This is a genomic window from Bradyrhizobium amphicarpaeae (assembly GCF_002266435.3).
In the GTDB taxonomy this organism is placed as follows: domain Bacteria; phylum Pseudomonadota; class Alphaproteobacteria; order Rhizobiales; family Xanthobacteraceae; genus Bradyrhizobium; species Bradyrhizobium amphicarpaeae.
Window position 1 is genome coordinate 1,994,640 of the sequence record NZ_CP029426.2, and the last position, 22,667, is coordinate 2,017,306.

A 22,667-nucleotide genomic window follows, 5' to 3' on the forward strand; every position below is an offset into this window, starting at 1 on the left:
CGAAATCAGGATGCAATTGCACTTGTTGCCGCGGCGCTTTAGTTTGTCGGGCAAATTTTGACGGAACCAGACGAAAGGACGTTTCATGAGCGTGCGCCCCCAGGCCAAGGACAAGCCGGCTGCGGCTTCTTTCCAGTGGGATGATCCGTTCCTGCTCGACGAGCAGCTGACCGAAGACGAGCGCATGGTGCGCGACACCGCTCGCGCCTACGCCCAGGACAAGCTGCTGCCGCGCGTCACCAAGGCTTATCTCGAGGAGAAGACCGACCGCGAGATCTTCAACGAGATGGGTGAGCTCGGCCTGATCGGCATCACGCTGCCGGAGGAATATGGCTGCGCCAATGCGAGCTACGTCGCCTATGGCCTCGTCGCGCGCGAGATCGAGCGGGTCGATTCCGGTTATCGCTCGATGAACTCGGTGCAGTCCTCGCTGGTGATGTACCCGATCTACGCCTATGGCGACGAGAATCAGCGCAAGAAGTACCTGCCGAAGCTCGCCAGCGGCGAGTGGGTCGGCTGTTTCGGCCTGACCGAGCCCGATGCCGGCTCCGACCCGGCCGGCATGAAGACCCGTGCCGAGAAGGTCGCGGACGGCTATCGCCTCACCGGCAGCAAGATGTGGATCTCGAACGCGCCGATCGCGGACGTGTTCGTGGTCTGGGCCAAGTCGGCCGCGCACGACAACCAGATCCGCGGCTTCGTGCTGGAGAAGGGCATGAAGGGCCTGTCCGCACCGAAGATCGGCGGCAAGCTCTCCCTCCGCGCCTCGATCACCGGCGAGGTCGTGATGGACGGCGTCGTGGTTGCGGAAGACGCGCTGCTGCCCAACGTCTCCGGCCTCAAGGGTCCGTTCGGCTGCCTCAACCGCGCCCGCTACGGCATCTCCTGGGGCGTGCTCGGCGCGGCCGAGGATTGCATGCATCGCGCACGCCAGTACACGCTCGACCGCAAGCAGTTCGGCAAGCCGCTCGCCGCGACCCAGCTGGTGCAGAAGAAGCTCGCCGACATGCAGACCGAGATCGCGCTCGGCCTGCAGGGTAGCTTGCGCGTCGGCCGCCTGATGGACGAGGGCAAGTTCGCGCCCGAGATGATCTCGATCATGAAGCGCAACAATTGCGGCAAGGCGCTCGACATCGCCCGCGTCTCGCGCGACATGCACGGCGGCAACGGCATCTCGATCGAGTACCACGTGATGCGCCACGTCCATAACCTCGAGACGGTCAACACCTACGAGGGCACTCACGACGTCCACGCGCTGATCCTCGGCCGCGCCATCACGGGCATTCAGGCGTTCTTCTGAGAGCGCGCGGGTACGAGGCGGCAGAACTCTCCAACTCCGTCATGGCCGGGCTCGTCCCGGCCATCCACGTTGTAGCTCCAGCGAAGAACGTGGATGCCCGGCACAAGGCCCGGCATGACGAAGTCAGCAAGGAATGAGCAGGCCATGTCCGACAATGACGACGTCCCGTTCAACCGCAACTTTCCGCTGAAGGCCGGCATCGTCGAGGAAGTCCGGCCCGGCGTGCGCCGCGTGCTCTGCAACAATCCGAGCCCGTTCACCTTCACCGGCACGGTCAGCTACATCGTGGGCCGAGGCAATGTCGCGATCATCGACCCCGGTCCTGATGATGCGGCCCATGCGGCTGCGCTGCTCGATGCCGTGCGCGGCGAGACCGTGAGCCACATCTTCGTCACCCATACCCATCGTGACCATTCGCCGAACACCGGGCGGATCAAGCAGGCGACCGGTGCGCCGGTCTACGCCGAAGGCCCGCACCGGGCCTCGCGCCCGCGTTTTGAGAGCGAGAAGCACAATCCGGAATCCGGCGCCGACCGCGATTTCGCACCGGACGTCAACATCGCCCATGGCGACGTCGTCGAAGGCGACGGCTGGCGGCTCGAGGCCGTGGCGACGCCGGGGCACACCGCCAATCATCTGGCGTTCGCCTGGCCGGAGCGAAAATTCAACTTCGTCGGCGATCACGTGATGGGGTGGTCGACCTCGATCGTGGCGCCGCCCGACGGCTCGATGATCGACTACATGGACTCGCTCGACCGCCTCGCCGCACGCGAGGAAGACCTCTATTTCTCCGGCCACGGCCCTGAGATCCCCGACGGCCAGCGCTTCGTGCGCTTCCTGATCCGTCACCGCAAGGCGCGCGAAGCCTCGATCCTGCATCGCCTCGCCAAGGGCGAGACCGACATCCCGACCATGGTCCGCGCGATCTATATCGGCATCGACCCCAGACTGACGACGGCCGCCGGCTATTCCGTGCTGGCGCACCTGGAAGATCTGGTCGCGCGCGGCGTGGTCGCGACGGATGGCGATCCCGTGATTGGCGGAACGTACCGGATGGCGTGAGCAGCGAATGGCGAGTAGCGAGTGGACATCGCTATTCGCTACTCGCCATTCGCTACTCGCCATTCGCCAATTTCACTTCTTCACCGTCTTCGCCGGCACCTTCGGTGGCGCCACCGGGGTCTTCTTCACCGGCTTGAGCGCGTCGGCATCGGCGGCGGTGTTGAGATCGTCGATGAATTTCTTGACGCGGGCGGCATTGCTGCCGAGATCTCTGTCGAAATTTCGCGAGGCCGAGCGGATGTCGACACGGGAATCGTCCCCGTCCGGCACGAATCTTATCGAAATGTCCTCGCGAAACCCCATGATCGGCGTCCGCGCCACCGCCTCGATGCGGCCGATGCGGCGCGGCGGCTGCGGTGCGCGATCGTCGATGACGATCCATTTGCGCTTGTTGACGAGCTGAAGCGCGATCGCATAGGCGCGGTCGACGGAAATCTCGAGCTCGACGGGCTCGATATCAGGGTAGAAGTGGCGCTGCTGCTCCGCCGAATAGAGACCGGCATAGACCGCGGTGTTGGTGCCCTCACCGGTGCGCAGGCGCGATAGCGCCTCGAAACGCGGCGGATCGATCGGGTCGGTGGTGATGTCGTAGATCGGCGGCAGCTTGCGATATTGCAAGGCCAGATAGGCGGGATAGGCCAGGATCGCCCCGTCGATCAGGAACGCGAGCAGGATGCGCGCCATGCCGCGCGAGCCGTTCTGCCAGATCGCGGCAAAGCCGGCGAGCCCGAACAGGATCGACAGGCCTGAGATCGCGAGCCCGCCGAAGAAGGTCGCAAGCGCCGGCTTCGGCTCCAGGAAATCGAAGCGGACGATGATGACCGAGACCACCACCGCCACCACCGCGAACACGGCCAGATTGCGCGCCCAGCTCGCGAGACTGGACACGGGCTCCGACTGATAGGGAGCGAAAAACCTGCGGGCCATCGGGTGAGCTCTGCCGGGGTCTTTTGGGGCGATGCCGGCCGATTTGGCGCGACGATGCGCCGTTGAGACCACGGCCCGGAGGTAAATTCAAGGGAGTCCGGGTTGTTACTGCCTGTCATTCCGGGGCGATGCAGGCATCGTCCCCGGAATGACGCGTGAGGCAGTTACGCCGCCGCGTTCGGGAAGCGATAATCCTTGAACTGGTCGCGCAGCGCCGTCTTCAGGATCTTTCCGGTGGCGGTGTGCGGGATGCCGTCGACGAAAGCGATGTCATCGGGCATCCACCATTTGGCGATCTTGCCGTCCATGTATTTGAGGATGTCCTCGCGCGTGGCCTGCTGGCCCTGTTTGAGCTGCACGATCAGCAGCGGCCGCTCGTCCCATTTCGGATGGTAGACACCGATCACGGCGGCTTCGGCAACCGCGGGATGGCCGACCGCGAGGTTCTCCAGGTCGATCGAGGAGATCCATTCGCCACCGGACTTGATCACGTCCTTGGAACGGTCGGTGATCCGCATGTAGCCGTCCTCGTCGATGGTCGCGACGTCACCGGTGTCGAAGAAGCCGTTCTCGTCGAGGATGCTGCCGTCGAGACGGAAATAGGCCTTGGCGACGGCAGGGCCGGCAACCTTGAGGCGCCCGAATGTCTTGCCGTCCCAGGGCAGCTCCTTGCCGGCATCGTCGGTGATCTTCATCTCGACCGCGAAGGGCGCATAGCCCTGCATCTGCAGCACGTCGAGCCGGGCCTCGCCGGTGGCGTTCTGGAACGGCGGCTTCAGCGCCGCGACGCTGCCGATCGGGCTCATCTCGGTCATGCCCCAGGCGTGGCGCACGTTGGAGCCCATGTCGAGGAAGGCCTTGATCATCGAGCGCGGCATCGCTGAGCCGCCGCAGATCACCATCTTCAGGTCGGGCAGCTTGAGATTGTTGGCGGACATGTGCTGGAGCAGCATCAGCCACACCGTCGGAACGCCGGCGGTGTGCGTCACTTTCTCGGTCGAGAGCAGTTCATAGACCGAGGCGCCGTCGAGCTTGGCGCCGGGCATGACCAGCTTTGTGCCCTGCGAGGGGGCGGAGAAGGCAATGCCCCAGCTATTGGCATGGAACAGGGGAACCACCGGCAGCATTGTCTCGGACGCACTGGTGCCGAGCGCATCGACATTGTTGGCCATCAGCGCATGCAGCACGTTGGAGCGATGCGAATACAGCACACCTTTCGGATCGCCTGTCGTGCCGGACGTGTAACACATCGCGGCCGCCGTGTTCTCGTCAAAGTCCTTCCATTTGAATTTGCCGTCGGCCTCCGCAATCCAGTCCTCGTAGGCGACGACATTCTTCAGCGTGGTCTCGGGCATATGCGCCTTGTCGGTCAGCACGACGTAGCGTTCCACGCTCGGCAGCTTGTCGGCGATCTTCTCCAGGACCGGAATGAAGGTGATGTCGGTCATCACGATGCGGTCCTGCGCATGGTTGATGATCCAGGCGATCTGCTCGGGGAAAAGGCGGGGATTGACGGTATGGCAGATGGCGCCGATCCCCATGATGCCGTACCACACCTCGAGATGGCGCCAGGTGTTCCAGGCGATCGTCGCGACACGGTCGCCGAGCTTGATGCCTTCGCGATCCAGCACCTGCGAGACCTTGAGCGCGCGCTTGTGGATTTCGGCGTAAGTGGTGCGATGGATCGGTCCCTCGACCGAGCGTGTGACCACCTCCTGCTTGCCATGGATTTTGGCGGCGTGTTCGATGATCCGGTGGCAGAGCAGGGGCCAATCTTGCATCAAACCAAGCATTCCGACGTTCCTCCGAGAAGTCGCTGGGCGCGTTGTCGCTCTCAGCGTTGGGCCAAAGATTGCCATGGGTTTTAGCGTGCCGGACTTTCGCCGCAAATGGTCTTGTCGCGGCTATATGTCCGCTGGCGCGGCAATGGTTACCGCTGCGCTCGGGATGTCGCTGGTGCTCGCCGAGAGAGCAGAGGCGCGAAAATATACATCCCCGCTGGATATCTTCGGTATCGCCGCACCACGGCCGCGCCCCGCGGTTCATTCCGCCAGGATCCCGCTCCCGAGGCCGCGCCCCCAAGAGGCGCCCAAGGCTTTGCACGAGAAGGCTTTGGACGAGAAGGCCTCAGGCGAGGCCCCGCCGGAGCCGGGCGGCAAGCCTCTCGCGGACAAGCCCGGTGCCGACAAGCCCGCCGAGGCTGCGGCGCCACCCGAGAAGCCGGTCTCCGCCTGTCGTCTGGCGCTGACCGAGGAGATCGCGATCGCGCCCTCCATTCCGGATATCCGCGGCCCCGGCGCCTGCGGCGGCGAGGATCTGGTGCGGCTGGAAGCCATCGTGCTGCCGGACAAGCGCAAGGTGACGGTCAAGCCGGCGGCGATCCTTCGCTGCACCATGGCCTCAGCGATCTCCGATTGGCTGCGCAACGACATGGCGCCCCTGGCCAGCAGCCTCGGCTCGACCATTGGCGAACTCGATAATTTCGACAGCTTCGAGTGCCGCGGTCGCAACCGCGTCGCCGGTGCACTGCTGTCAGAGCACGGCAAGGCCAACGCCCTCGACGTCAGGGCCATCAAGCTGGCCAACGGGCAGTCGATCGGCCTCACCGACCGCACCATGTCGCGCGAGGTGCGCGAGCGCGTGCTGCATTCGGTCTGCTCGCGATTTTCCACCGTGCTCGGCCCGGGCTCGGACTGGTACCATGAGGACCATATCCATCTCGATCTCGCCCAGCGGCGCAACGATTACCGGATCTGCCAGTGGAACGTCTGGGATCCCCTGCCGCAAATCGCCCCGCTGCTGCCGGCGGAGCGCCCCGAGGAGGCGCCGCCGCGCGAGGTCGCAGCCAAATCCGAGACCAAGGACGGAGCCGACGACGAGGCGGCGGAGAAGCCGGCGGCCGATGCCGGCAAGTCCCAGCCGCACAAGCCGGCAACAAAAAAGCGCCGGTGAAACCGGCGCTTTTGGATCTCGGAGATCAGCAGGCGATCAGTAGCTGCCCGCCTGGCCGGTCTGGCTGCCGCCGAGCGCAAGCCGCGAATTGTAGGGCGAGTCGCCGTGCTTCGGCTCGAGCACCACGACGAGGGTGCCGAGCTTGACGCGATCATAGAGATCGATCGCGTCCTCGTTGGTCAGGCGGATGCAGCCTGACGAGATCGAGGCGCCGATATATTCCGGCTGATTGGTGCCGTGGATCCGGAACAACGTGTCTTTGCCGCCGGAATAGAGGTAGATCGCGCGAGAGCCCATCGGATTGTCCGGACCGGGTGCGACATAGGTCGGCACGCCCAGGCGCGAAATTTCGCCGGGAGTGGGGTGCCAGGCCGGCCATTCGGTCTTGCTGCCCACCTTTGCGATGCCCGACCAGGCCATGGCTTCTTCGCCGACGGTGATGCCGTAACGGATCGCCTTGCCGCCATCCAGCACGTAGTAAAGATAGTGATTGTCGGAATCGACCACGATCGAGCCCGGCGATTCCTTACGGTGGTAGTCGACGATGGCGCGGCGGAACGGCTCCGCAACCGGGGTATTCTCGTACCGGACCTTGGCGAGCAGTTCCTTGTCCTTCGGCTTGAAGGCCTTGGTGTCGGTCGCCTCGAAATGCGTGGCCTGCATGCAGCCCGACAGCATCAGGCCGGCGGCCAGAATTCCCAACTTAACTTTCAGCGACGACATGATTTGGTTCCAATCAAAGCAATACCGTGCAGAAGGCCTGAGCTTACCGCCCAAGTTCCTCGACTCCGTTAATCCCATTATCGTTGAAATCTGCCACAATTCCAGCACTGAAGGGCTTATCCCGCGCTGCGAGACCCGAGCTGTGGCTTTTCTGCCGCAAATTTGCGGTTCCGCGAAGATTTTTGGGCTGAGGGAGCCGGACTGTCGATTCCGGGCCACAGTTGAGCCATGGCGCCGCCACAAATGCAAACGCTCTCTTAATGTGGTTGTCATCGTGAACTTGTCAGAATCGCGCTAAGGGCTGTCGTTCTGTCGCAGGTTCTCTGGAGTTGTGCATGTTTTCGGTGTTTGTTCCCTCCGAGTCCGCCCTGAAGAAGGCTGTCATCGAAGATCTCTCCGCGTTGCCCGAAAGCGCGGTCTGGATTGATCTCGTCAATCCCACCGCGGCCGAGGACAAGGCGGTGGAGCGGCTTGCCGGCATCGCCATCCCGACCCGGGAAGACATGCAGGAGATCGAGATCTCCAGCCGCCTCTATATCGAGAACGGCGCGCGCTACATGACCGCGACGCTGATGTGCCACTCCGATACCGACATGCCCCGGACCACGGCGGTGACCTTCATCCTCGGCGACCACCGCCTGGTGACGGTGCGCTACGAACTGCCGAAGCCGTTCGCCCTGGTCGAGGCCAAGCTCGCCCGCTCCTGCACGCCTTCCATCACCGGCGAGATGGTGCTGATGGAGCTGCTGGACGCCGTGATCGACCGCTGCGCCGACATCCTCGAGCGCTGCGGCGCCGAGATCGACCAGGTCAGCCACGACATCTTCGAGCCCGAGAGTGAGCGCCACGGTCACGCCAAGCAATATTCCCAGATCCTGATCTCGATCGGCCGCAAGGGCGACCTGACCTCCAAGGTGCGCGAGAGCCTTGTCTCGATCGGCCGCGTCGTCGCCTTCCTCTCGGCGGTGGTGGAGGGGGTGAAATGGTCGAAGGACATGCGCGAGCAGCTCAAGACCATGCAGCGCGACGTCTCCTCTCTGACCGACCATGCCTCCTACCTCTCCAGCAAGATCACCTTCGTGCTCGACGCCATGCTCGGCGTCGTCAATCTCGAGCAGAACAACATCATCAAGCTGTTCTCGGTGATGGCCGTCGTGCTGATGCCGCCGACGCTGATCGCCTCGATCTACGGCATGAACTTCAAGGTCATGCCGGAACTGGAATGGGTGCACGGCTATCCCATGGCGCTGGTGATGATGTTGATCGCCGCGATCGTCCCGTACTGGCTCTTCAAGTGGAAGAAGTGGCTGTAATACTACCGAGACCTTACACCGTTCGCAGAGACATCACGCTTGGTGTCGCAGAATAGAGCGGGATTGAGGCAGCGCGGTGATGTGTTCGCCGTGCCGCAATTCCTCCGGTAAAATTTGAGCGGTGGGCTGAACGTTTGCGCGAAACTTGTCTGCGATAAGCAGTGCGTAGCCGCGAGGAACAACCATGGTTGAAAAACACATAACGTCGCCCCGCAACGTCATCGACCTCGCGAATTATCGCCAGGTCCTGGCGAGCGGCAAGGCGTCGTCGATGTCGGCGCGCATGTGCCGGCACTGTGGTGCTCCGCTGCTCGACGGTGAGAACGACGACGACTGCTCGACCGCATTCAGCACGGCCGCTCCGCTGCCGCGCGAAAGGTCACGTCGGATTCGAGTCGATTGAGGAACGGAAGGCGAGGGCGATCCAGGTCTTGCGGCGGCGTTGTCTGGATCGCCTCGCTTCCCTAGACACCAATTTCAATTCTGTCATTGCGAGGAGCACTTGCTGCGAAGCAATCCAGAGTCTTTCCGCGGAAAGAATCTGGATTGCTTCGCTGCGCTCGCAATGACGAGAAGAACTTACACGTGCTGGCCGCCGTTGATGTGGATTTCCGCGCCGTTGACGTAAGAGCTGGTGTCCGTGCACAGCACGTAGATGATTTTTGCCACTTCGTCTGGCGTGCCGAGGCGGTGCAGCGGAATCTGCTGCTCGACGATCTTGTCGGTGCCGGGCGACAGGATCGAGGTGTCGATCTCGCCCGGTGCGATCGCGTTGACGCGGACGCCGACGCGTCCGAAATCGGACGCCATCTCGCGCGTCAGCGATGCGAGCGCGGCCTTCGACGTAGCGTAGGCGGCGCCTGCGAAGGGATGCACGCGCGAGCCCGCGATCGAGGTGACGTTCACGACCGAGCCCTTGGCCGCCTTCAATTCCTCGATCAGCCCGCGCGCCATCATGATCGGCGCGAAGAAATTGACGTGAAAGACGTGCGTCCAGGTGTCGAGGTCGGTGTCAACAGAGCCGAGGCGCGAGCCGCCGGGGCCCTTCGGCGAGATCGCGGCGTTGTTGACCAGCGCATGCAGCATGCCGCCTTCGAGGCGGTCGCGGATGTCGGAGATCGCGCGGGTCGTGTCCGCGGGATTGCTGAGATCGACCTGGATGTGATCCTCAGGGCCTGCATCCCACGGACAATCCTCCGGGAACGGATGCCGCGAGCAGGTGATGACACGCCAGCCCGCCGACGAGAAGCGGATCACGGTGGCGTGGCCGATACCGCGGCTGGCTCCGGTCAGGAGCAGCGTGCGGCGCGGCGCATTGGACGAATGCGGCATGGACATCTTTCAGGTCGCCCCAGAGCTCACGGATACATCCGCGTCTTGGACCACGGTTGGCCGGCCGCGTCACGGCGAAATTCGATGCGGTCGTGCAAGCGGAACGGGCGGTCGTGCCAGAACTCGATTCGCGAAGGCGTGACGCGCCAGCCGCTCCAGCCCGGCGGCCGCGGCACGTCGCCGATGACATGTCGGGCCGCGACTTTGGCGATGGCTTGTTCGAAGGCGAAGCGGCTCTCGAGCTCCTGGGACTGCTTGCTCGCCCAGGCGCCGATCTGCGCCTGCTTCGGTCGCGTCGCGAAATAGGCGTCGGCTTCAGCCTCGGTCACAGGCGTCACGTTGCCGCGGATGCGGACCTGACGGCGCAACGACTTCCAGTGAAAAAGTAACGCAGCCTTAGGATTTGCAGCGAGTTCACGACCCTTCTGGCTGGCGATGTGGCTGTAGAAGACAAAACCCTCGGTATCGAAGCCCTTCATCAGCACCATGCGCACATCCGGCAGCCCATCGGGGTCGACGGTCGCGAGCGCCATGGCGTTCGGATCGTTCGGCTCGCTCTTGATCGCCTCGTTCAACCAGGCCTCGAACAGAGCAAATGGTTCGTCGGCGGCGGTAAAATCACCGGATGTTAAGGGTGTCTGGTGTTTGATCGAGGTCGTGTCGGTCATGTCTGGAGTCCGAGTTGCGTCCCGCGGCCCAAAACGCGTTGTTGTCCGCTGCCGCCCTATATAGGGCATGGGGATGCGTTGGCCTATCGGCGATCCGGCCATCAGGCTTCGTGATGACGATGATTTTGATCGGGCTCGGCACCGGCGGCTGCAGCTTTTCCCGCAATGACACCAGCGCCTATGCCAAGGCCGACGACAGCGACCTCACCGGTTCGATCGCGCGGCCGAAGGACGCCCCGCCAACCGAGACCGATCTCGCCTTCGCCCGCAACGCCGCCTCCGACGTCCTCAGCAAGGGCGACAGGGATTCCAGCCAGCACTGGGAGAATCCGGAGACCGGCGCGCGCGGTTCGGTGACGCCGATCGCGCAGTCCTATGCCGCCGAGGACGGCCGCAAATGCCGCGATTTCCTGGCGAGCTACGTCAACGGGGCGACCGAAAGCTGGCTCCAGGGCGCCGGCTGCCAAAGCACCCGTGGCCGTTGGGAGATTCATACGCTAAAGCCGTGGCGGAGCTAGGATTCGGTTTGCGGGCCTAGTTGCAAAAATGCCACTCCACCCCCACATGGATTGCAGGTGGGGCGGGGAGCCCTTTGAACAATTCGAAGTCCTGAAGGAGACGTGACGGATGCGCGACCCCTATGAGGTCTTGGGGGTGCCGCGGAGCGCAAGCGCTGCCGCGATCAAGAGCGCCTATCGCAAGCTTGCCAAGAAGCATCATCCCGACAGCAACAAGGACGACCCGAAAGCCGCGGAGCGCTTCTCCGAGATCAACTCGGCGAACGAGATCCTCGGCGACGAGGACAAGCGCAAGCAGTTCGACCGCGGCGAGATCGACGCCGACGGCAAGCCGCGCTTCCAGGGTTTTCCGGGCGGTGGCGGGCCGCGCGGTCGCGCGGGCGCGGGTCCCGGCGGGTTCGAAAGCTATACGTTCCGCTCCGGCGGCGGTCCCGGCGCGGGCGGCGGCGGGTTCGAGGATATCCTCAACAGCATGTTCGGCGGCGGGATGCGTGGTGCACGGCCGGGGGCCGGCGGCGCTGGTCAGTTCGAATTCGACACCGGCGGCGTCGGGCTCGATCTCGACGTGAACGTTGCCATGTCCGTCTCGTTGGAAGAGGCGGTCAAGGGTGGTGAGAAGCGCGTCCGGCTGCCGACCGGCAAGGAGCTTAACGTCAAGATTCCGGCCGGCGTCGCCGAGGGCCAACAGATCCGGCTCCGGGGGCAGGGCGAGTCCGCGCAGGGCCATCCTCCCGGCGATCTCCTGATCACCATCAACATCGCGCCCCACGCCTTCTTCAAGATCGACGGTACCGATCTGCGGATCGATCTGCCGGTGACGCTCTATGAGGCGGTGCTCGGAGCCAAGGTCCGGGTGCCCACCCTCGGCAATGCCGTGGAGCTTTCGGTCCCGAAAAACACCTCCAGCGGCCGGACCTTCCGCCTCAAGGGCAAGGGCTTGCCGAAGACTGGCGGAACCGGGGATCTCTTCGTCACCATCAGGATTATGCTACCGGACGGGAACGACGCAGAGCTTGAAGCATTGATGGAGAAATGGCGGGACCAGCATCCCTACAATCCACGTAGCGGGCTTGGTTAGGGCAGGATCCAAACTGAAGGGGTTTCTCCTAAAAGCCTGAGGCATCGTCGGGGAGATGATGCTCATCATATGCCAGGAGCGTGGTAGCGCTTCGATGCTCGACGTGTCGGTTGTCCGGCGGGGCAGCCGATAAAAAGGTGCGGCCTCGAGAGGGGGACCAGCGCGGTACCAAAAACCCCAATCGAGGCCGCTCGCGTCGATCGGCGGATCGAACGCTGCTCATTTTCGCGTGATCATCCGGTGCGATAATGAGACGCGCCGATGTCTTCATTCCAAATTTTCAATGTCGGAATCTGGGCACCGCGTTCGAGCGGTTGTCTAGGTGCCGTTTTTCTCGGCTTGATCGTAGACCGCCTGGGCCACCTTGGTGAGCCGGTCGCGATCGCCTCCGCCGCTGACGACGTAGCCGACGCCGCGTTCGGCCCAGAACAATGCACCGTCCTTGTCCGTCTTGGCGTAACGCATCTGCGTCGCACCATTCTCGGTCTTGGCGGTGTAGATCGTGTAGCGCTCGCCCGAGGCGCCCTCGTACATCAGGAACGAGGCCGGACCGTTCGGACCCGGCAACAGCCGGCCGCCGACGAGCTTCAGTCCGCTCGCCTCCAGGTTCGGCGCGAACACGGTCCAGCCGCAGCGCCGGGTCAGCCAGGCCTGCAGGTGGTCGCGCTCGTTGCCGCCGACCTCGACGGGGTGGCGGACCTCGACGACGTAGAGGCGGTGGGCGTCGAGCGCGTCCGCCGTAAAGCTCTGGAAGGTCGAGGGGGCATTGGCGGCGCCGTGCGCGACCCAGCCGGCAGAACCGCCGGCGAGGAACGCAACCAGCACCGCCGCGGCGGCGCCATAGAGCCATTGCCGCGGACGGCGTTCGAGCCGTTCGAGCTCCAGCCGGGCCGGCACCGGCTCCTGGGCGATGGCATCGTAGCGGGCGTGCAGCATCTCCGCCATGGCGCGCCAGGACTGCACGCGCTCGGCCTCGTCGGGATGGGCGGCAAGCCAGGCCTCGACGTCGGCGCGGCGCTCGGCCGGCAGCTCGCCGTCGACATAGGCGTGCAGTTCGTCCTCGGTCACTGGGATATTGCGGTCGTTCATGTCGATCGTCTCTGGCTCTGTGGCCCTGAATGTCGTCCTAAACTCAACGTCACGCGCGGCATCGGCACGATGCCGGCGGATGCCACGCGATGCATCAACCCTGCCATCATTTCACCCGCCTGAGCGTCGGGCGCTCGCCTTCCAGCGACGCCTTGACGTGGGCGCGGGCCCGCGCAAGGCGCGACATCACGGTGCCGATCGGCACGCCCTGGATGTCGGCGACCTCGCGGTAGCTCATGCCTTCCAGCATCACCAGGAGCAGCACCGAGCGCTGCTCCTCGACCAGCGTCGACAGCGCCCTCTCGATGTCGCGTCCCTCGGCTTCGGTGCCGCTGGCATCCGGATTGTTCTCCGTCAACTGCATGAACTGCGGCCGCCTCGCCAGCGAGCGCCGCCTGTTCTTGTTGAGGTTGGTCAGGATCGTGTAGAGCCAGCTCCTGACATCGCCTCCGAGAAACAACCGCTCCGAACGCAGCGCCCGCACCAGCGTGTCCTGCACCAGGTCGTCGGCCGCGTCCGCGTCGCGCGTCAGCGCGCGCGCGTAGCGGCGCAACGCCGGGATCATGGCTTCCACACTCTGGCGAAACGCATTCATTGTGGGTCTTGACGTCCTGGTATCAGGCGCGAGCGCCTCAAGGATCATAACACCCGAACGGAACGGCTATTCCGGCGCTCGAAACAGCGTTAACGCGGCGTATTTGGGCTGTACCGCGGGGGAGGGCTGGTGTACCTCCAGACCTCACCAAGAGTTCGACGGGACGTTCAAAAATGGCGCAGAATTCGGGTCTGATGCAAGGCAAGCGCGGTGTGGTCCTCGGCGTTGCCAACAACCGCTCGATCGCCTGGGGCATCGCCAAGGCATGCCACGCCGCCGGCGCCGAACTCGCCTTCACCTATCAGGGCGATGCGCTGAAAAAGCGCGTCGAGCCGCTCGCCGCCGAGATCGGTGGTCTCGTGCTCGGCCATTGCGACGTCACGGATGCCGCGTCCATCGACGCGGCGTTCGCGGTGCTGCAGGAGAAGTGGGGCAAGATCGACTTCCTGGTGCACGCGATCGCCTATGGCGAGCAGCTCGACGGCCGCTACGTCGACACCACGGCAGAGAACTTCTCCAAGTCGATGCTGATCTCCTGCTACTCGTTCACGGCCGTGGCGCAGCGCGCCGAGAAGCTGATGACCGACGGCGGCTCGCTGATCACGCTCAGCTATTACGGCGCCGAGAAGTGGATGCCGCATTACAACGTGATGGGCGTTGCCAAGGCGGCGCTCGAAGCCAGCGTGCGCTATCTCGCCGCCGACCTCGGCGAGAAGAACATCCGCGTCAACGCGATCTCGGCAGGTCCGATCAAGACGCTGGCGGCGTCCGGCATCGGCGACTTCCGCTATATCCTGAAGTGGAACGAGGCCAACGCGCCGCTCCGGCGCAACGTCTCGACCGAGGACGTCGGCGGCAGCGCGCTGTATCTCCTCTCCGACCTCTCGCGCGGCGTCACCGGCGAGGTGCATCATGTCGATTCCGGCTATCACGTGCTCGGCATGAAGCGGCCTGACGCGCCGGACATTGCGTTCGGTGGCAAGGACTAGTCCTCATCCGGAATGCCCGTGCCCACGATCTATTACCTTCGTCACGGCGAGACCGAGTGGAATGCACTCGGACGCCTCCAGGGCACCAAGGACATTCCGCTGAACGCGCGCGGCCGTGACCAAGCCGTGCAGGCCGGCGGCATATTGGGCGATCTGTTAAAACGCGAGGGCCGTGACAAGGCGGCGTTGCCCTACGTGTCGAGCCCGCTGGGCCGCGCCCGGCAGACCATGGAGCTCGCGCGCGGCCGGCTCGAACTGCCGGTGGCGGACTATGCGCTGGACGATCGGCTGCGCGAGATCGGCTACGGCAGCTGGGAAGGACTGACGCTGGCCGAGAGTGAGGCCACCGATCCCGAAATCTATGCCAGGCGGCTCGCGGACAAATGGACGGTGGGCCCCGCCGGCGGAGAGACCTACGCCGATGTGCAGGTCCGCGTCCGCGCCTGGTACGACCAGCTTCGGACCGACACCGTCGCGGTCGCCCATGGCGGCACCTGCCGGGCCCTGATGGTCTCGCTCGGCATCGAGACCCCGGCCAGTGCCGCCGAACTCTATATCGAGCAGGGCGCGGTCTACGTGTTCCGCGACGGCCGGCTGGAGAAGTTCAACTAAGCCCGGCGTGCTGCCCCATCCTCGGCCGTGATGCCGGGCTTGTCCCGGGCATCCACGCACTTACTCGCTCGTGGCCGGCCCAGAACGTGGATGGCCGGGACAAGCCCGGCCATGACGACTGGGGCATATTTGACCCCTATATCAGGGCGAGTTAAGCCAGCGCTGACTTACCAGCCAGCGAGCAGCGATGTCCTTCAACACCTTCGGCCACATGTTCCGCGTCACCACCTTCGGCGAGAGCCATGGGGTGGCGATCGGTTGCGTGGTCGACGGCTGCCCGCCGATGATCCCGCTCACCGAGGCCGACATCCAGCAGGACCTGGATCGCCGCCGGCCGGGCCAGTCGCGCTTCACCACCCAGCGCCAGGAGCCGGACCAGGTCAAGATCCTGTCCGGCGTGATGGCGCATCCGGAGACCGGCGTGCAGGTGACGACGGGGACCCCGATCGGACTCCTGATCGAGAACACCGACCAGCGCTCGAAGGACTATTCCGAGATCAAGGACAAGTTTCGCCCCGGTCACGCCGACTTCACCTATGAGGCCAAATATGGCCTGCGCGATTATCGCGGCGGCGGCCGCTCCTCCGCGCGCGAGACGGCGACGCGTGTCGCCGCCGGTGCGATCGCGCGAAAAGTGCTGCCCGACGTCAGGGTGCGCGGCGCGCTGGTGCAGATCGGCCCGCACAAGATCGATCGCGCCAAGTGGGACTGGGACGAGATCGCCAACAATCCGTTCTTCTGCCCCGACAAGGACAAGGCCGCGTTCTTCGAGACCTATCTCGACGGCATCCGCAAGAGCGGCTCATCGATCGGCGCGGTGATCGAGGTGGTCGCCGAAGGCGTGCCGGCCGGTCTCGGCGCGCCGATCTACGCCAAGCTCGATTCCGATCTGGCGGGCGCGATGATGACCATCAACGCGGTGAAGGGTGTCGAGATCGGCGCCGGTTTCGGCGCGGCCGAGCTCACCGGCGAGGAAAACGCCGACGAGATGCGCACCGGCAATGACGGCACGCGCTTCCTGTCCAACCATGCCGGCGGCGTGCTGGGCGGCATCTCCACGGGGCAGCCGATCGTGGTGCGTTTCGCGGTGAAGCCGACCTCCTCGATCCTGCAGCCGCGTCTCACGGTCGATCGCAAGGGGGCGGACACCGAGATCTTCACCAAGGGCCGCCACGACCCCTGCGTCGGCATCCGCGCCGTCCCCGTCGGCGAAGCCATGATGGCCTGCGTGCTGGCGGATCATTTCCTGAGGCATCGCGGGCAGGTCGGCTGAGCGCAGCATCTTGTCGCTGGCGGGATCGCTGCCGATCCGGCACGATGAAGCCATGAGCACCGTTTCATATCGTGATGTCGTCGACTGGCTGATCTCGGCCCGGCACCCCGTGGACAACCCCGAGGGCTGGATGACCGAGTGCTGCGAGCGCATGGTCGAGGCCGGCCTGCCGCTCTGGCGCGTCGGGGTGTTCATCCGAACGCTGCATCCGGAGGTGTTCGGCCGCAACTTCATCTGGACCCGGGGAGTGGCCGGGATCCAGATGGGCACCGTCGACTTCGAGATCCAGACCACGCCGGAATTCCAGGCCAGTCCGCTGAGCATCGTGTTCAGCGACGTCGTCGAGGTGAGGGGCAATCCGCATGGTCCGGAGGCGGAGCGCTTTCCTGTCCTGCTCGATCTCCGGAACGAGGGCGCGACGGACTATCTGGCGTTGCCGCTTCACTTTCTCGACGGCACGCTGCATGCGATGAGCGTGAGCACCCGGCAGCCGGGCGGCTTCGATCCGGACCATGTCGCGGCACTGCGCGTGATCATCGAACCGCTGGCGCGCATCATCGAGATCATCAGCCTGCGCCGCACCGCCGAGATGCTGCTCGACACCTATGTCGGCAACAGCGCCGGCGCGCGCATCCTCGGCGGCCAGATCCGCCGCGGCCACAACGATACCATGCAGGCCGCGATCTGGTTGTCGGACCTGCGTGGCTTCACCGCGCTGTCGGACCGGCTGCCGGCCGAGACCGTGGTCGAGATCCTCAATCACTATTTCGACTGTCAGGTCGCCGCGATCCGCGGCCATGGCGGCGAGGTGCTGAAATTCATGGGCGACGGCCTGCTCGCGGTGTTTCCGATCGACGAATATGTCGGCGACGCCGCCCATGTCTGCGCGCGCGTGCTGGAGGCGGCGCGCGAATCCCGCGCCAGCGTCGAGGCGCTGGCCTTTCCGGTCGGCGATGTCGTCGAGCGCTTCCGCTTCGGCGTCGCGCTGCACGTCGGCAACATCCTCTACGGCAATATCGGCGGCGGCAACCGTCTCGACTTCACCTGCATCGGTCCGGCCGTCAATCTCGCCGCGCGGCTCGAAAAGATCGCCGGCCGCCTGGGGCGGACCGTCGTTGCCTCGGAAGGTTTTGCCAAGGTCTGCCGCCACGACTGGCACGAGCTCGGCGAATTTCCGATCGCGGGATTTTCCAAGGCGCAGCGCGTATATGGGCTCCGTGAGGAGACGCCGGCGGTGACGGCCTAGCGGCCGGCATCGTCGGCGGAACTAGTCAGTGCGGACATAGGACTGTCTCAGCCCAAGTGTCAGGATCGTCAGGGTGATCCACAGCCGCAGCATCGCAAAACTGAAGATGAAGACGAAATAGATCAGGTTCTTGCTGAACTGGCTCGCCGACGAGGTCTGCCAGAAATTCCAGATCGCGATCCGCACGGCTTCCTGTCCGTAGGCGAGGGCGACGTTGACGGCGCCGAGCACGATGACGGCAGCGCCGAGCCACAGCCCGCGCCGTGCGAATTCGCCGATCGCGGCGAACAGGGCGACCTTGCCGTCGTCGCGCTCGGCGCGGAGGATCATGAGCAGCACGAGTGCGGCGATCCATGCGCTCCAGAATCGGCCGGGATGGGTGAACTGGTCGAATGCCATGCCGTCGAGGCCCGCCATCAGATGATACGAAGCCCCGTAGCCGATCGCTGCGCCGCCGAGCGCCGCTGCGATCATCACGAGCATGATCCGCCACAGGATCGAGAAGGAGAGCTTGAACTGCTCGCCCATTGTCAGCGTGCCGAGCGAGGATTGGCCGCCGGCCGCCTCGATCGATTGTCGTGCCGTCGCAAAGAAGGCCAGCAGCACCGAAATGTCGGCAACGATGATGGCCGGCAGCGCTACGGCGCCCCCGCCGAACGCGATCACGCGCATGGCGGCCGCGAGGATCAGCCAGGGCAAAGCGTGCAGAAGCTTGAACGGACCGAACGAGGTTTCGGGGCGGGCCGGCTCGAGTGCGAGCTGTTTGCGCAGTGCGACTGTCATCGCGTTGTGGTGACACAGGAGATTAAACCTGCGGTAGCGCTGATCGCTAAAATTGATCCGAAGGGGACAGGCCGTGCCCGTTATTCCTCCGGCTCGGTCGTGAACAGCAGCGGATAGCCCTTGGTGCGGGCCGCGTCAGTGGCGCGCGTGGCCTTGGTTTCGGCGACGTCCTTGGTGAACACGGCGACGACGCAGGCGCCCAGCTTGTGGGCCGTGATCATCACCTTGTAGGCCTGATCCTCGGTCATGCGGAACTCGGCCTTCAGGATCATCGTGACGAACTCGCGCGGCGTGTAGTCGTCGTTGATCAGGATGACCTTGTGCAGCTTCGGCCGCTCGACCTTGGTCTTGGTTCGCGTCTTCGGCTTGGTGACAGTGTTGCTCATTCCGCCTCCCGGACCCGGCGGGCTCGGGTTCCCTGCCGCAGCGATCAGTCTGCGGTCTTCGCACCATATTGCAGGACCTGTACCTTCTCCAAGGTGATCAGCCCGCTCGACATCATGCCATCCAGGATGGGCAGGAATGCGTTGATGTTGTCCTCGCTGTCGACGATCTCGATCAGCAGCGGCAAATCCTCCGAAAGCCGCAGGATCTTCGAGGTATGCAGCCGGCTCGACTTGCCAAACCCCATCGGCCCGCGCAGCACGGTGGCGCCGGCGAGGTGCCGCTCGCGCGCGGTCATCACGATCGCTTCATAAAGCGGCTTGCCCTCGTAATGGTCGCTCTCGCCGATGAAGATCCGGAGCGAAACTGCCTGATTGGGGATTTGCATGGTCAGCGCCTTGTCAAACGGTTGTAGCGGTTCGCCATCATATGGCCTGCCCATACCGACACCAGCCAGCAGGTCAGGGATGCGGCGATATAGGCGAGCGCGGTGTATTTCATGCCGCCGTGGACCAGGCGAAAGGTCTCCAGGCTGAAGGTCGAAAAGGTGGTGTAGCCGCCGCAGAACCCGGTCATGACGAATTGCCGGTGCTCCGGCCGCGCCAGCATGCGGCCGTCGGGGCCGGTCAGGCTCGCATAGAAGCCGATGATCAGCGAGCCCGTGGCGTTGATGAACAGCGTCGCGAACGGAAAGCCCGGCCCGGTGTCGAGCGCGAGCCCGACCAGGTAGCGGGTCAGCCCGCCGACCATGCTGCCGGCGGCAACCCAGGCGTAAAGCATCGCAGCGCGCCGGCGCTCGGCGGAGGGGGAGTTCATTGGCCGCTAGCCTCCAAGGCCGTCTGCCAGGAGGAAACCGCAACTGACGGCGGCAAGGCAGAGCCCGACCGAGAACACGACGTTGCCGAGCGCATGCATCGGTTCGCCGCTACGCGCGAGCGTCAGGGTCTGCAGGCTGAACGAGGACACCGTGGTGTAGCAGCCGAGAAATCCCGTCACCGCGAACAGCCACGGATTGGGCGTGGCGAAGACCGAGCCCGGATGGGTCGCCAGCGCGCCGAAAATGCCGATCAGGAAGGCGCCGGTGACGTTGATGGTCATGGTGCCCCAAGGAAACGTCTCGCCCAGCCGCCGCGCGATCACGCCGGAAACGAAATAGCGCGCGCAGCCGCCGAGCACGCTGCCGGCCATGATCGCGATTGCTCCGCTCAGCACGATGAACGACCTCCCATCCTCATTTGTCCTCCGATGCCAGACCGTTGCCGACGGCCAAAAGTCCCACGAGCGCGACCAGCGCGAAACCGAGCCCTGCAAAGAACGTTCCTGCCGGACCATAGGCGTCCCACATCGCGCCTGCGATCACACTCGCGGCCAGCAAGGCAAGGCCGGTGAACAGGTTGAAATAGCCGAACGCGGTGCCGCGCAGGCTGGGCGGCGCGGCGTCGGCAACGAGCGCCGAGAGCAGGCCTTGCGTCAGTCCCATATGCAGCCCCCACAATACGACGCCGAGTGCGAGGCCTCCAAGGCTCGGCAACAGCGCGAGCGCGAGATCGGCACACGCGAGGAAGACGAGCCCGAGCGCAAGCAGGCCGGTCCGGTTGATGCGGTCCGAGAGCACGCCGGCTGGATAGGCCGACAGCGCGTAGACGACGTTCATCAGCACCAGCACCGCCGGCACCCACATCGCATTGAGCCCGATATTCTGTGCTCGCAGGATCAAAAAGGCCTCGCTGAAGCGCGCGAGGGTGAAGACGATTCCGACGGCCACGACGCGCCAATAGACCGCACCGAGCTGCCGCATCGCGGCGAGATTGAGCGGATTCCCTGCAGGCTCCCGGCTCGGATCCGGCTCCGGCTCGCTCACCGCGAACGCGATCAGGCCGAGCGACAGGAATGCCGGCAGCACCGCCACCCAGAACACCGAGGCAAAGTTATCGGCGGTCCACCACATCATGCCGATCGCCACCAGCGGTCCGACGAAGGCGCCGATGGTGTCGAGCGACTGCCGCAGGCCAAAGCTGGCCCCGCGCAGGCCGCGAGGTGCGATATCGGCGATCAGCGCATCGCGCGGCGCGCCGCGAATGCCCTTGCCGACGCGGTCGATGAAGCGCGCCGCCACCAGCCATCCGACGCTGGGTGCAAGCGGGAATAGCGGCTTGGTGAAGGCCGCGAGCCCATAGCCGAGCGCCGCGAGCAGCTTGCGCCGGCCGAGCCAGTCGGACAATGCGCCGGAAAAGATCTTGGTGATCGAGGCCGTCGCCTCCGCGATGCCCTCGATGAAGCCGACGGTGAGCGTCGAAGCGCCGAGCACGGTGACGAGATACACGGGCAGGAGCGCGTGGATCATCTCCGAGGAGATGTCCATCAGCATCGAGACGAAGCCGAGCACCCAGATCCCCCTGGGCAGCGCGCGACGTGCAGCATTCGGTGTCGTCGTCGTCACGTTTGGCCTTCTCCTGGCCTCTGCACCAGACAACAAAAAACCCGCCATTGGCGGGTTTGTCCATGCTCCCGCCAAAGGCAGAGGCGTAAACAACGCCCCTCCTCAAGCAGGAGTCATCAGCCCATCACGGTCCAGGATTCGGGTTCGAGGCCGCCGGGCGGTTGTCGGGGGACTCCATCCCCATCTGTGAGGCCAACCTAGCACGGAAATCGTGCCGGACAAGTAGGTGGAACCCCCTGTCCCATGGCTGGTCGTTCCGGCTTCGCGCATCGTGAGCCCCGATGACGCGAGCAATTTGGCGCGTTCCGACGGACGAGAGCGGAACGCCGTGGCCGCTTGCGCAAAGCGCGTGCACTCCGAAGCCGCAAATCCTTAACTCGAATGTGAAGCGCAAGCGATCTTCGTGCTTTGCGGCTCGGCGATTGCATGTCACCATCGCGTCATACGACGGGAGACTGCGATGCGGTTGCTGTTCTCGATCGGGGCTGTGCTGGTGGCCGGCATCTTTGCCGGAGGGGACGTCGCGGGCATCGCGGCACCAGGACCAAAATTCGAACCGCCAAAGAACGAGCCGCAGCGGCTTGCGGCCGACAGGGACGCGCAGACGGTCGATGTCGAGCTGATCCTCGCCGTCGACGTGTCTTACTCCATGGACATGGACGAGCTCGCGATCCAGCGCGAGGGCTATGCGCAGGCGATCCAGTCGAAGGAGTTCCTTCAAGCGCTGAAGCTCGGCCCGAACGGCCGGATCGCGGTGACCTATTTCGAGTGGGCCGCCTCGAGCGACCAGAAGATCATCATCCCCTGGCGGCTGGTCGACGGCCCCGAGACGGCGGACGCGGTCGCCGCCGAGATCATGAAGACGCCGATCCGTCGTGCCTCGCGCACCTCGATCTCAGGCGCGATCACGTTTGCAATGCCGCTGTTCGACGAGGATCCCTATCGGGGCCTGCGCCGCGTGATCGACATTTCCGGCGACGGCCCCAACAACAATGGCGGCCCTGTCACGGTCGCGCGCGATGCGGCGCTGGAGAAGGGCATCGTCATCAACGGCCTGCCGATCATGGTCAAGGAGCCGTCCTATTCGACCATGGATATCGACAATCTCGATTTCTACTACGAGGATTGCGTCATCGGCGGTCCCGGCTCTTTCGTCATCACCATCAAGGACCGCGACAAGTTCAAGGAGGCGATCCGCACCAAGCTGCTGATGGAGGTTGCCGGCCGCACGCCGGAGCGTCCCGTGATGCGGGTCGCCGACAAGGAACCGCGCGTCAACTGCCTGATCGGCGAGAAGATCTGGTCGGACCGCTGGGGGCGCTGAAGCCCCGCTGAGACCTTTTGTCCATCCAACCGGCAGTTGAGTTTAACGACTCGTTAACC

Annotated in this window: 25 protein-coding genes and 1 riboswitch; of the genes, 12 read left to right on the top strand and 13 right to left on the bottom strand. The window is 64.6% G+C overall.

Translation table 11 applies throughout. The features are described 5' to 3' along the window. Positions 1-85: 85 nt before the first annotated feature. Both CIT40_RS09475 and CIT40_RS09480 read left to right on the top strand, forming a co-directional pair. Positions 86-1,300 carry an acyl-CoA dehydrogenase gene (locus tag CIT40_RS09475; RefSeq protein WP_094892191.1) on the top strand — a complete coding sequence of 405 codons (1,215 nt, stop codon included), beginning with the start codon at positions 86-88 and terminating at the stop codon, positions 1,298-1,300. Positions 1,301-1,444: 144 nt separating this feature from the next. Next, positions 1,445-2,362, top strand: a complete 918-nt coding sequence (locus CIT40_RS09480; protein WP_094892192.1) for an MBL fold metallo-hydrolase — start codon at positions 1,445-1,447, stop codon at positions 2,360-2,362. Between the two features lie 72 nt (positions 2,363-2,434). Here CIT40_RS09480 and CIT40_RS09485 read toward each other — a convergent pair whose 3' ends face one another. Together CIT40_RS09485 and CIT40_RS09490 are read right to left on the bottom strand one after the other, a co-directional pair. Continuing rightward, positions 2,435-3,289 carry a DUF1499 domain-containing protein gene (locus CIT40_RS09485; protein ID WP_094892193.1) on the bottom strand — a complete coding sequence of 285 codons (855 nt, stop codon included), beginning with the start codon at positions 3,287-3,289 and terminating at the stop codon, positions 2,435-2,437. Between the two features lie 164 nt (positions 3,290-3,453). Beyond that, the gene (locus CIT40_RS09490) at positions 3,454-5,082 is read right to left on the bottom strand and encodes a fatty-acid--CoA ligase (RefSeq protein ID WP_094892194.1); all 1,629 of its coding nucleotides are present in this window, start codon (positions 5,080-5,082) and stop codon (positions 3,454-3,456) included. A gap of 64 nt (positions 5,083-5,146) precedes the next feature. On the opposite strand from CIT40_RS09490, the gene CIT40_RS09495 reads away from it, so the two are divergent. After that, positions 5,147-6,241 (top strand): extensin family protein, encoded by a 1,095-nt coding sequence (locus CIT40_RS09495; RefSeq protein WP_094892195.1) that lies wholly within the window; start codon positions 5,147-5,149, stop codon positions 6,239-6,241. A 36-nt stretch (positions 6,242-6,277) separates the two neighbouring features. Here CIT40_RS09495 and CIT40_RS09500 read toward each other — a convergent pair whose 3' ends face one another. Beyond that, positions 6,278-6,964, bottom strand: a complete 687-nt coding sequence (locus tag CIT40_RS09500) for a L,D-transpeptidase (RefSeq protein WP_094892196.1) — start codon at positions 6,962-6,964, stop codon at positions 6,278-6,280. 335 nt (positions 6,965-7,299) lie between these two features. On the opposite strand from CIT40_RS09500, the gene CIT40_RS09505 reads away from it, so the two are divergent. After that, the gene (locus CIT40_RS09505; protein ID WP_094892197.1) at positions 7,300-8,277 is read left to right on the top strand and encodes a magnesium transporter CorA family protein; all 978 of its coding nucleotides are present in this window, start codon (positions 7,300-7,302) and stop codon (positions 8,275-8,277) included. Positions 8,278-8,461: 184 nt separating this feature from the next. Then, a complete protein-coding gene (locus tag CIT40_RS09510; RefSeq protein WP_094892198.1) occupies positions 8,462-8,680 on the top strand; it encodes a hypothetical protein in 219 nt (72 codons plus the stop codon). Positions 8,681-8,856: 176 nt separating this feature from the next. Here the strand turns inward: CIT40_RS09510 and CIT40_RS09515 are convergent, their stop codons facing one another. Both CIT40_RS09515 and pdxH read right to left on the bottom strand, forming a co-directional pair. Further along, positions 8,857-9,609: an SDR family NAD(P)-dependent oxidoreductase gene (locus CIT40_RS09515; protein WP_094892199.1), complete on the bottom strand. Its 753-nt coding sequence runs from the start codon at positions 9,607-9,609 to the stop codon at positions 8,857-8,859. Between the two features lie 26 nt (positions 9,610-9,635). Further along, entirely contained in the window at positions 9,636-10,277 is a 642-nt protein-coding gene (pdxH, locus tag CIT40_RS09520) for a pyridoxamine 5'-phosphate oxidase (RefSeq protein ID WP_094892200.1), read from the bottom strand. A 113-nt stretch (positions 10,278-10,390) separates the two neighbouring features. Between pdxH and CIT40_RS09525 the strand changes: the two genes are divergently transcribed. Both CIT40_RS09525 and CIT40_RS09530 read left to right on the top strand, forming a co-directional pair. After that, the gene (locus tag CIT40_RS09525; protein ID WP_094892201.1) at positions 10,391-10,795 is read left to right on the top strand and encodes an RT0821/Lpp0805 family surface protein; all 405 of its coding nucleotides are present in this window, start codon (positions 10,391-10,393) and stop codon (positions 10,793-10,795) included. Positions 10,796-10,904: 109 nt separating this feature from the next. Beyond that, complete coding sequence (locus tag CIT40_RS09530) at positions 10,905-11,873, top strand: DnaJ C-terminal domain-containing protein (RefSeq protein WP_094892202.1); 969 nt, start codon at positions 10,905-10,907, stop codon at positions 11,871-11,873. Positions 11,874-12,191: 318 nt separating this feature from the next. Here the strand turns inward: CIT40_RS09530 and CIT40_RS09535 are convergent, their stop codons facing one another. Together CIT40_RS09535 and CIT40_RS09540 are read right to left on the bottom strand one after the other, a co-directional pair. Next, on the bottom strand, positions 12,192-12,962 hold the full coding sequence (locus tag CIT40_RS09535) for an anti-sigma factor family protein (RefSeq protein WP_109862217.1): 771 nt from the start codon (positions 12,960-12,962) through the stop codon (positions 12,192-12,194). A gap of 106 nt (positions 12,963-13,068) precedes the next feature. Next, positions 13,069-13,557, bottom strand: a complete 489-nt coding sequence (locus CIT40_RS09540; protein WP_094892203.1) for an RNA polymerase sigma factor — start codon at positions 13,555-13,557, stop codon at positions 13,069-13,071. A gap of 173 nt (positions 13,558-13,730) precedes the next feature. Between CIT40_RS09540 and fabI the strand changes: the two genes are divergently transcribed. The 4 genes from fabI to CIT40_RS09560 all read left to right on the top strand — a co-directional run bounded on the left by fabI (position 13,731) and on the right by CIT40_RS09560 (position 17,677). Beyond that, positions 13,731-14,546: an enoyl-ACP reductase FabI gene (fabI, locus tag CIT40_RS09545; RefSeq protein WP_094892204.1), complete on the top strand. Its 816-nt coding sequence runs from the start codon at positions 13,731-13,733 to the stop codon at positions 14,544-14,546. A gap of 12 nt (positions 14,547-14,558) precedes the next feature. Next, positions 14,559-15,158 carry a histidine phosphatase family protein gene (locus CIT40_RS09550; RefSeq protein ID WP_094892205.1) on the top strand — a complete coding sequence of 200 codons (600 nt, stop codon included), beginning with the start codon at positions 14,559-14,561 and terminating at the stop codon, positions 15,156-15,158. A gap of 187 nt (positions 15,159-15,345) precedes the next feature. Next, complete coding sequence (gene aroC, locus CIT40_RS09555; protein ID WP_094892206.1) at positions 15,346-16,431, top strand: chorismate synthase; 1,086 nt, start codon at positions 15,346-15,348, stop codon at positions 16,429-16,431. Between the two features lie 52 nt (positions 16,432-16,483). Then, positions 16,484-17,677, top strand: a complete 1,194-nt coding sequence (locus CIT40_RS09560) for an adenylate/guanylate cyclase domain-containing protein (RefSeq protein ID WP_094892392.1) — start codon at positions 16,484-16,486, stop codon at positions 17,675-17,677. A gap of 21 nt (positions 17,678-17,698) precedes the next feature. Here CIT40_RS09560 and CIT40_RS09565 read toward each other — a convergent pair whose 3' ends face one another. The 6 genes from CIT40_RS09565 to CIT40_RS09590 all read right to left on the bottom strand — a co-directional run bounded on the left by CIT40_RS09565 (position 17,699) and on the right by CIT40_RS09590 (position 21,284). After that, positions 17,699-18,460, bottom strand: a complete 762-nt coding sequence (locus tag CIT40_RS09565) for a hypothetical protein (protein ID WP_094892207.1) — start codon at positions 18,458-18,460, stop codon at positions 17,699-17,701. Positions 18,461-18,540: 80 nt separating this feature from the next. Continuing rightward, positions 18,541-18,846 carry an ATP-dependent Clp protease adapter ClpS gene (clpS, locus tag CIT40_RS09570; protein WP_094892208.1) on the bottom strand — a complete coding sequence of 102 codons (306 nt, stop codon included), beginning with the start codon at positions 18,844-18,846 and terminating at the stop codon, positions 18,541-18,543. Between the two features lie 44 nt (positions 18,847-18,890). Beyond that, positions 18,891-19,232 (bottom strand): DUF190 domain-containing protein, encoded by a 342-nt coding sequence (locus CIT40_RS09575; protein WP_094892209.1) that lies wholly within the window; start codon positions 19,230-19,232, stop codon positions 18,891-18,893. Between the two features lie 2 nt (positions 19,233-19,234). Further along, a complete protein-coding gene (gene crcB / locus CIT40_RS09580; protein WP_094892210.1) occupies positions 19,235-19,660 on the bottom strand; it encodes a fluoride efflux transporter CrcB in 426 nt (141 codons plus the stop codon). A gap of 6 nt (positions 19,661-19,666) precedes the next feature. After that, positions 19,667-20,056 (bottom strand): fluoride efflux transporter CrcB, encoded by a 390-nt coding sequence (gene crcB, locus CIT40_RS09585; RefSeq protein ID WP_094892211.1) that lies wholly within the window; start codon positions 20,054-20,056, stop codon positions 19,667-19,669. 19 nt (positions 20,057-20,075) lie between these two features. Beyond that, positions 20,076-21,284: an MFS transporter gene (locus CIT40_RS09590; RefSeq protein WP_094892212.1), complete on the bottom strand. Its 1,209-nt coding sequence runs from the start codon at positions 21,282-21,284 to the stop codon at positions 20,076-20,078. Positions 21,285-21,384: 100 nt separating this feature from the next. Further along, positions 21,385-21,475: riboswitch (Fluoride riboswitch) on the bottom strand. 269 nt (positions 21,476-21,744) lie between these two features. Here CIT40_RS09590 and CIT40_RS09595 point away from each other — a divergent pair. Next, positions 21,745-22,608: a DUF1194 domain-containing protein gene (locus CIT40_RS09595; RefSeq protein WP_094892213.1), complete on the top strand. Its 864-nt coding sequence runs from the start codon at positions 21,745-21,747 to the stop codon at positions 22,606-22,608. Positions 22,609-22,667: the final 59 nt, after the last annotated feature.

Coding starts and splice junctions, on each gene's coding strand:
- CIT40_RS09550 (WP_094892205.1), top strand. CDS start 14,559: ATGCCCGTGCCCACGATCTATTACCTTCGTCACGGCGAGACCGAGTGG.
- CIT40_RS09475 (WP_094892191.1), top strand. CDS start 86: ATGAGCGTGCGCCCCCAGGCCAAGGACAAGCCGGCTGCGGCTTCTTTC.
- CIT40_RS09495 (WP_094892195.1), top strand. CDS start 5,147: ATGGGTTTTAGCGTGCCGGACTTTCGCCGCAAATGGTCTTGTCGCGGC.
- pdxH (WP_094892200.1), bottom strand. CDS start 10,277: ATGACCGACACGACCTCGATCAAACACCAGACACCCTTAACATCCGGT.
- CIT40_RS09535 (WP_109862217.1), bottom strand. CDS start 12,962: ATGAACGACCGCAATATCCCAGTGACCGAGGACGAACTGCACGCCTAT.
- CIT40_RS09525 (WP_094892201.1), top strand. CDS start 10,391: ATGACGATGATTTTGATCGGGCTCGGCACCGGCGGCTGCAGCTTTTCC.
- clpS (WP_094892208.1), bottom strand. CDS start 18,846: ATGAGCAACACTGTCACCAAGCCGAAGACGCGAACCAAGACCAAGGTC.
- CIT40_RS09490 (WP_094892194.1), bottom strand. CDS start 5,082: ATGCTTGGTTTGATGCAAGATTGGCCCCTGCTCTGCCACCGGATCATC.
- CIT40_RS09510 (WP_094892198.1), top strand. CDS start 8,462: ATGGTTGAAAAACACATAACGTCGCCCCGCAACGTCATCGACCTCGCG.
- CIT40_RS09480 (WP_094892192.1), top strand. CDS start 1,445: ATGTCCGACAATGACGACGTCCCGTTCAACCGCAACTTTCCGCTGAAG.
- crcB (WP_094892210.1), bottom strand. CDS start 19,660: ATGAACTCCCCCTCCGCCGAGCGCCGGCGCGCTGCGATGCTTTACGCC.
- CIT40_RS09530 (WP_094892202.1), top strand. CDS start 10,905: ATGCGCGACCCCTATGAGGTCTTGGGGGTGCCGCGGAGCGCAAGCGCT.
- CIT40_RS09515 (WP_094892199.1), bottom strand. CDS start 9,609: ATGCCGCATTCGTCCAATGCGCCGCGCCGCACGCTGCTCCTGACCGGA.
- CIT40_RS09505 (WP_094892197.1), top strand. CDS start 7,300: ATGTTTTCGGTGTTTGTTCCCTCCGAGTCCGCCCTGAAGAAGGCTGTC.
- CIT40_RS09485 (WP_094892193.1), bottom strand. CDS start 3,289: ATGGCCCGCAGGTTTTTCGCTCCCTATCAGTCGGAGCCCGTGTCCAGT.
- CIT40_RS09565 (WP_094892207.1), bottom strand. CDS start 18,460: ATGACAGTCGCACTGCGCAAACAGCTCGCACTCGAGCCGGCCCGCCCC.
- CIT40_RS09575 (WP_094892209.1), bottom strand. CDS start 19,232: ATGCAAATCCCCAATCAGGCAGTTTCGCTCCGGATCTTCATCGGCGAG.
- CIT40_RS09595 (WP_094892213.1), top strand. CDS start 21,745: ATGCGGTTGCTGTTCTCGATCGGGGCTGTGCTGGTGGCCGGCATCTTT.
- CIT40_RS09560 (WP_094892392.1), top strand. CDS start 16,484: ATGAGCACCGTTTCATATCGTGATGTCGTCGACTGGCTGATCTCGGCC.
- fabI (WP_094892204.1), top strand. CDS start 13,731: ATGGCGCAGAATTCGGGTCTGATGCAAGGCAAGCGCGGTGTGGTCCTC.
- aroC (WP_094892206.1), top strand. CDS start 15,346: ATGTCCTTCAACACCTTCGGCCACATGTTCCGCGTCACCACCTTCGGC.
- CIT40_RS09500 (WP_094892196.1), bottom strand. CDS start 6,964: ATGTCGTCGCTGAAAGTTAAGTTGGGAATTCTGGCCGCCGGCCTGATG.
- CIT40_RS09540 (WP_094892203.1), bottom strand. CDS start 13,557: ATGAATGCGTTTCGCCAGAGTGTGGAAGCCATGATCCCGGCGTTGCGC.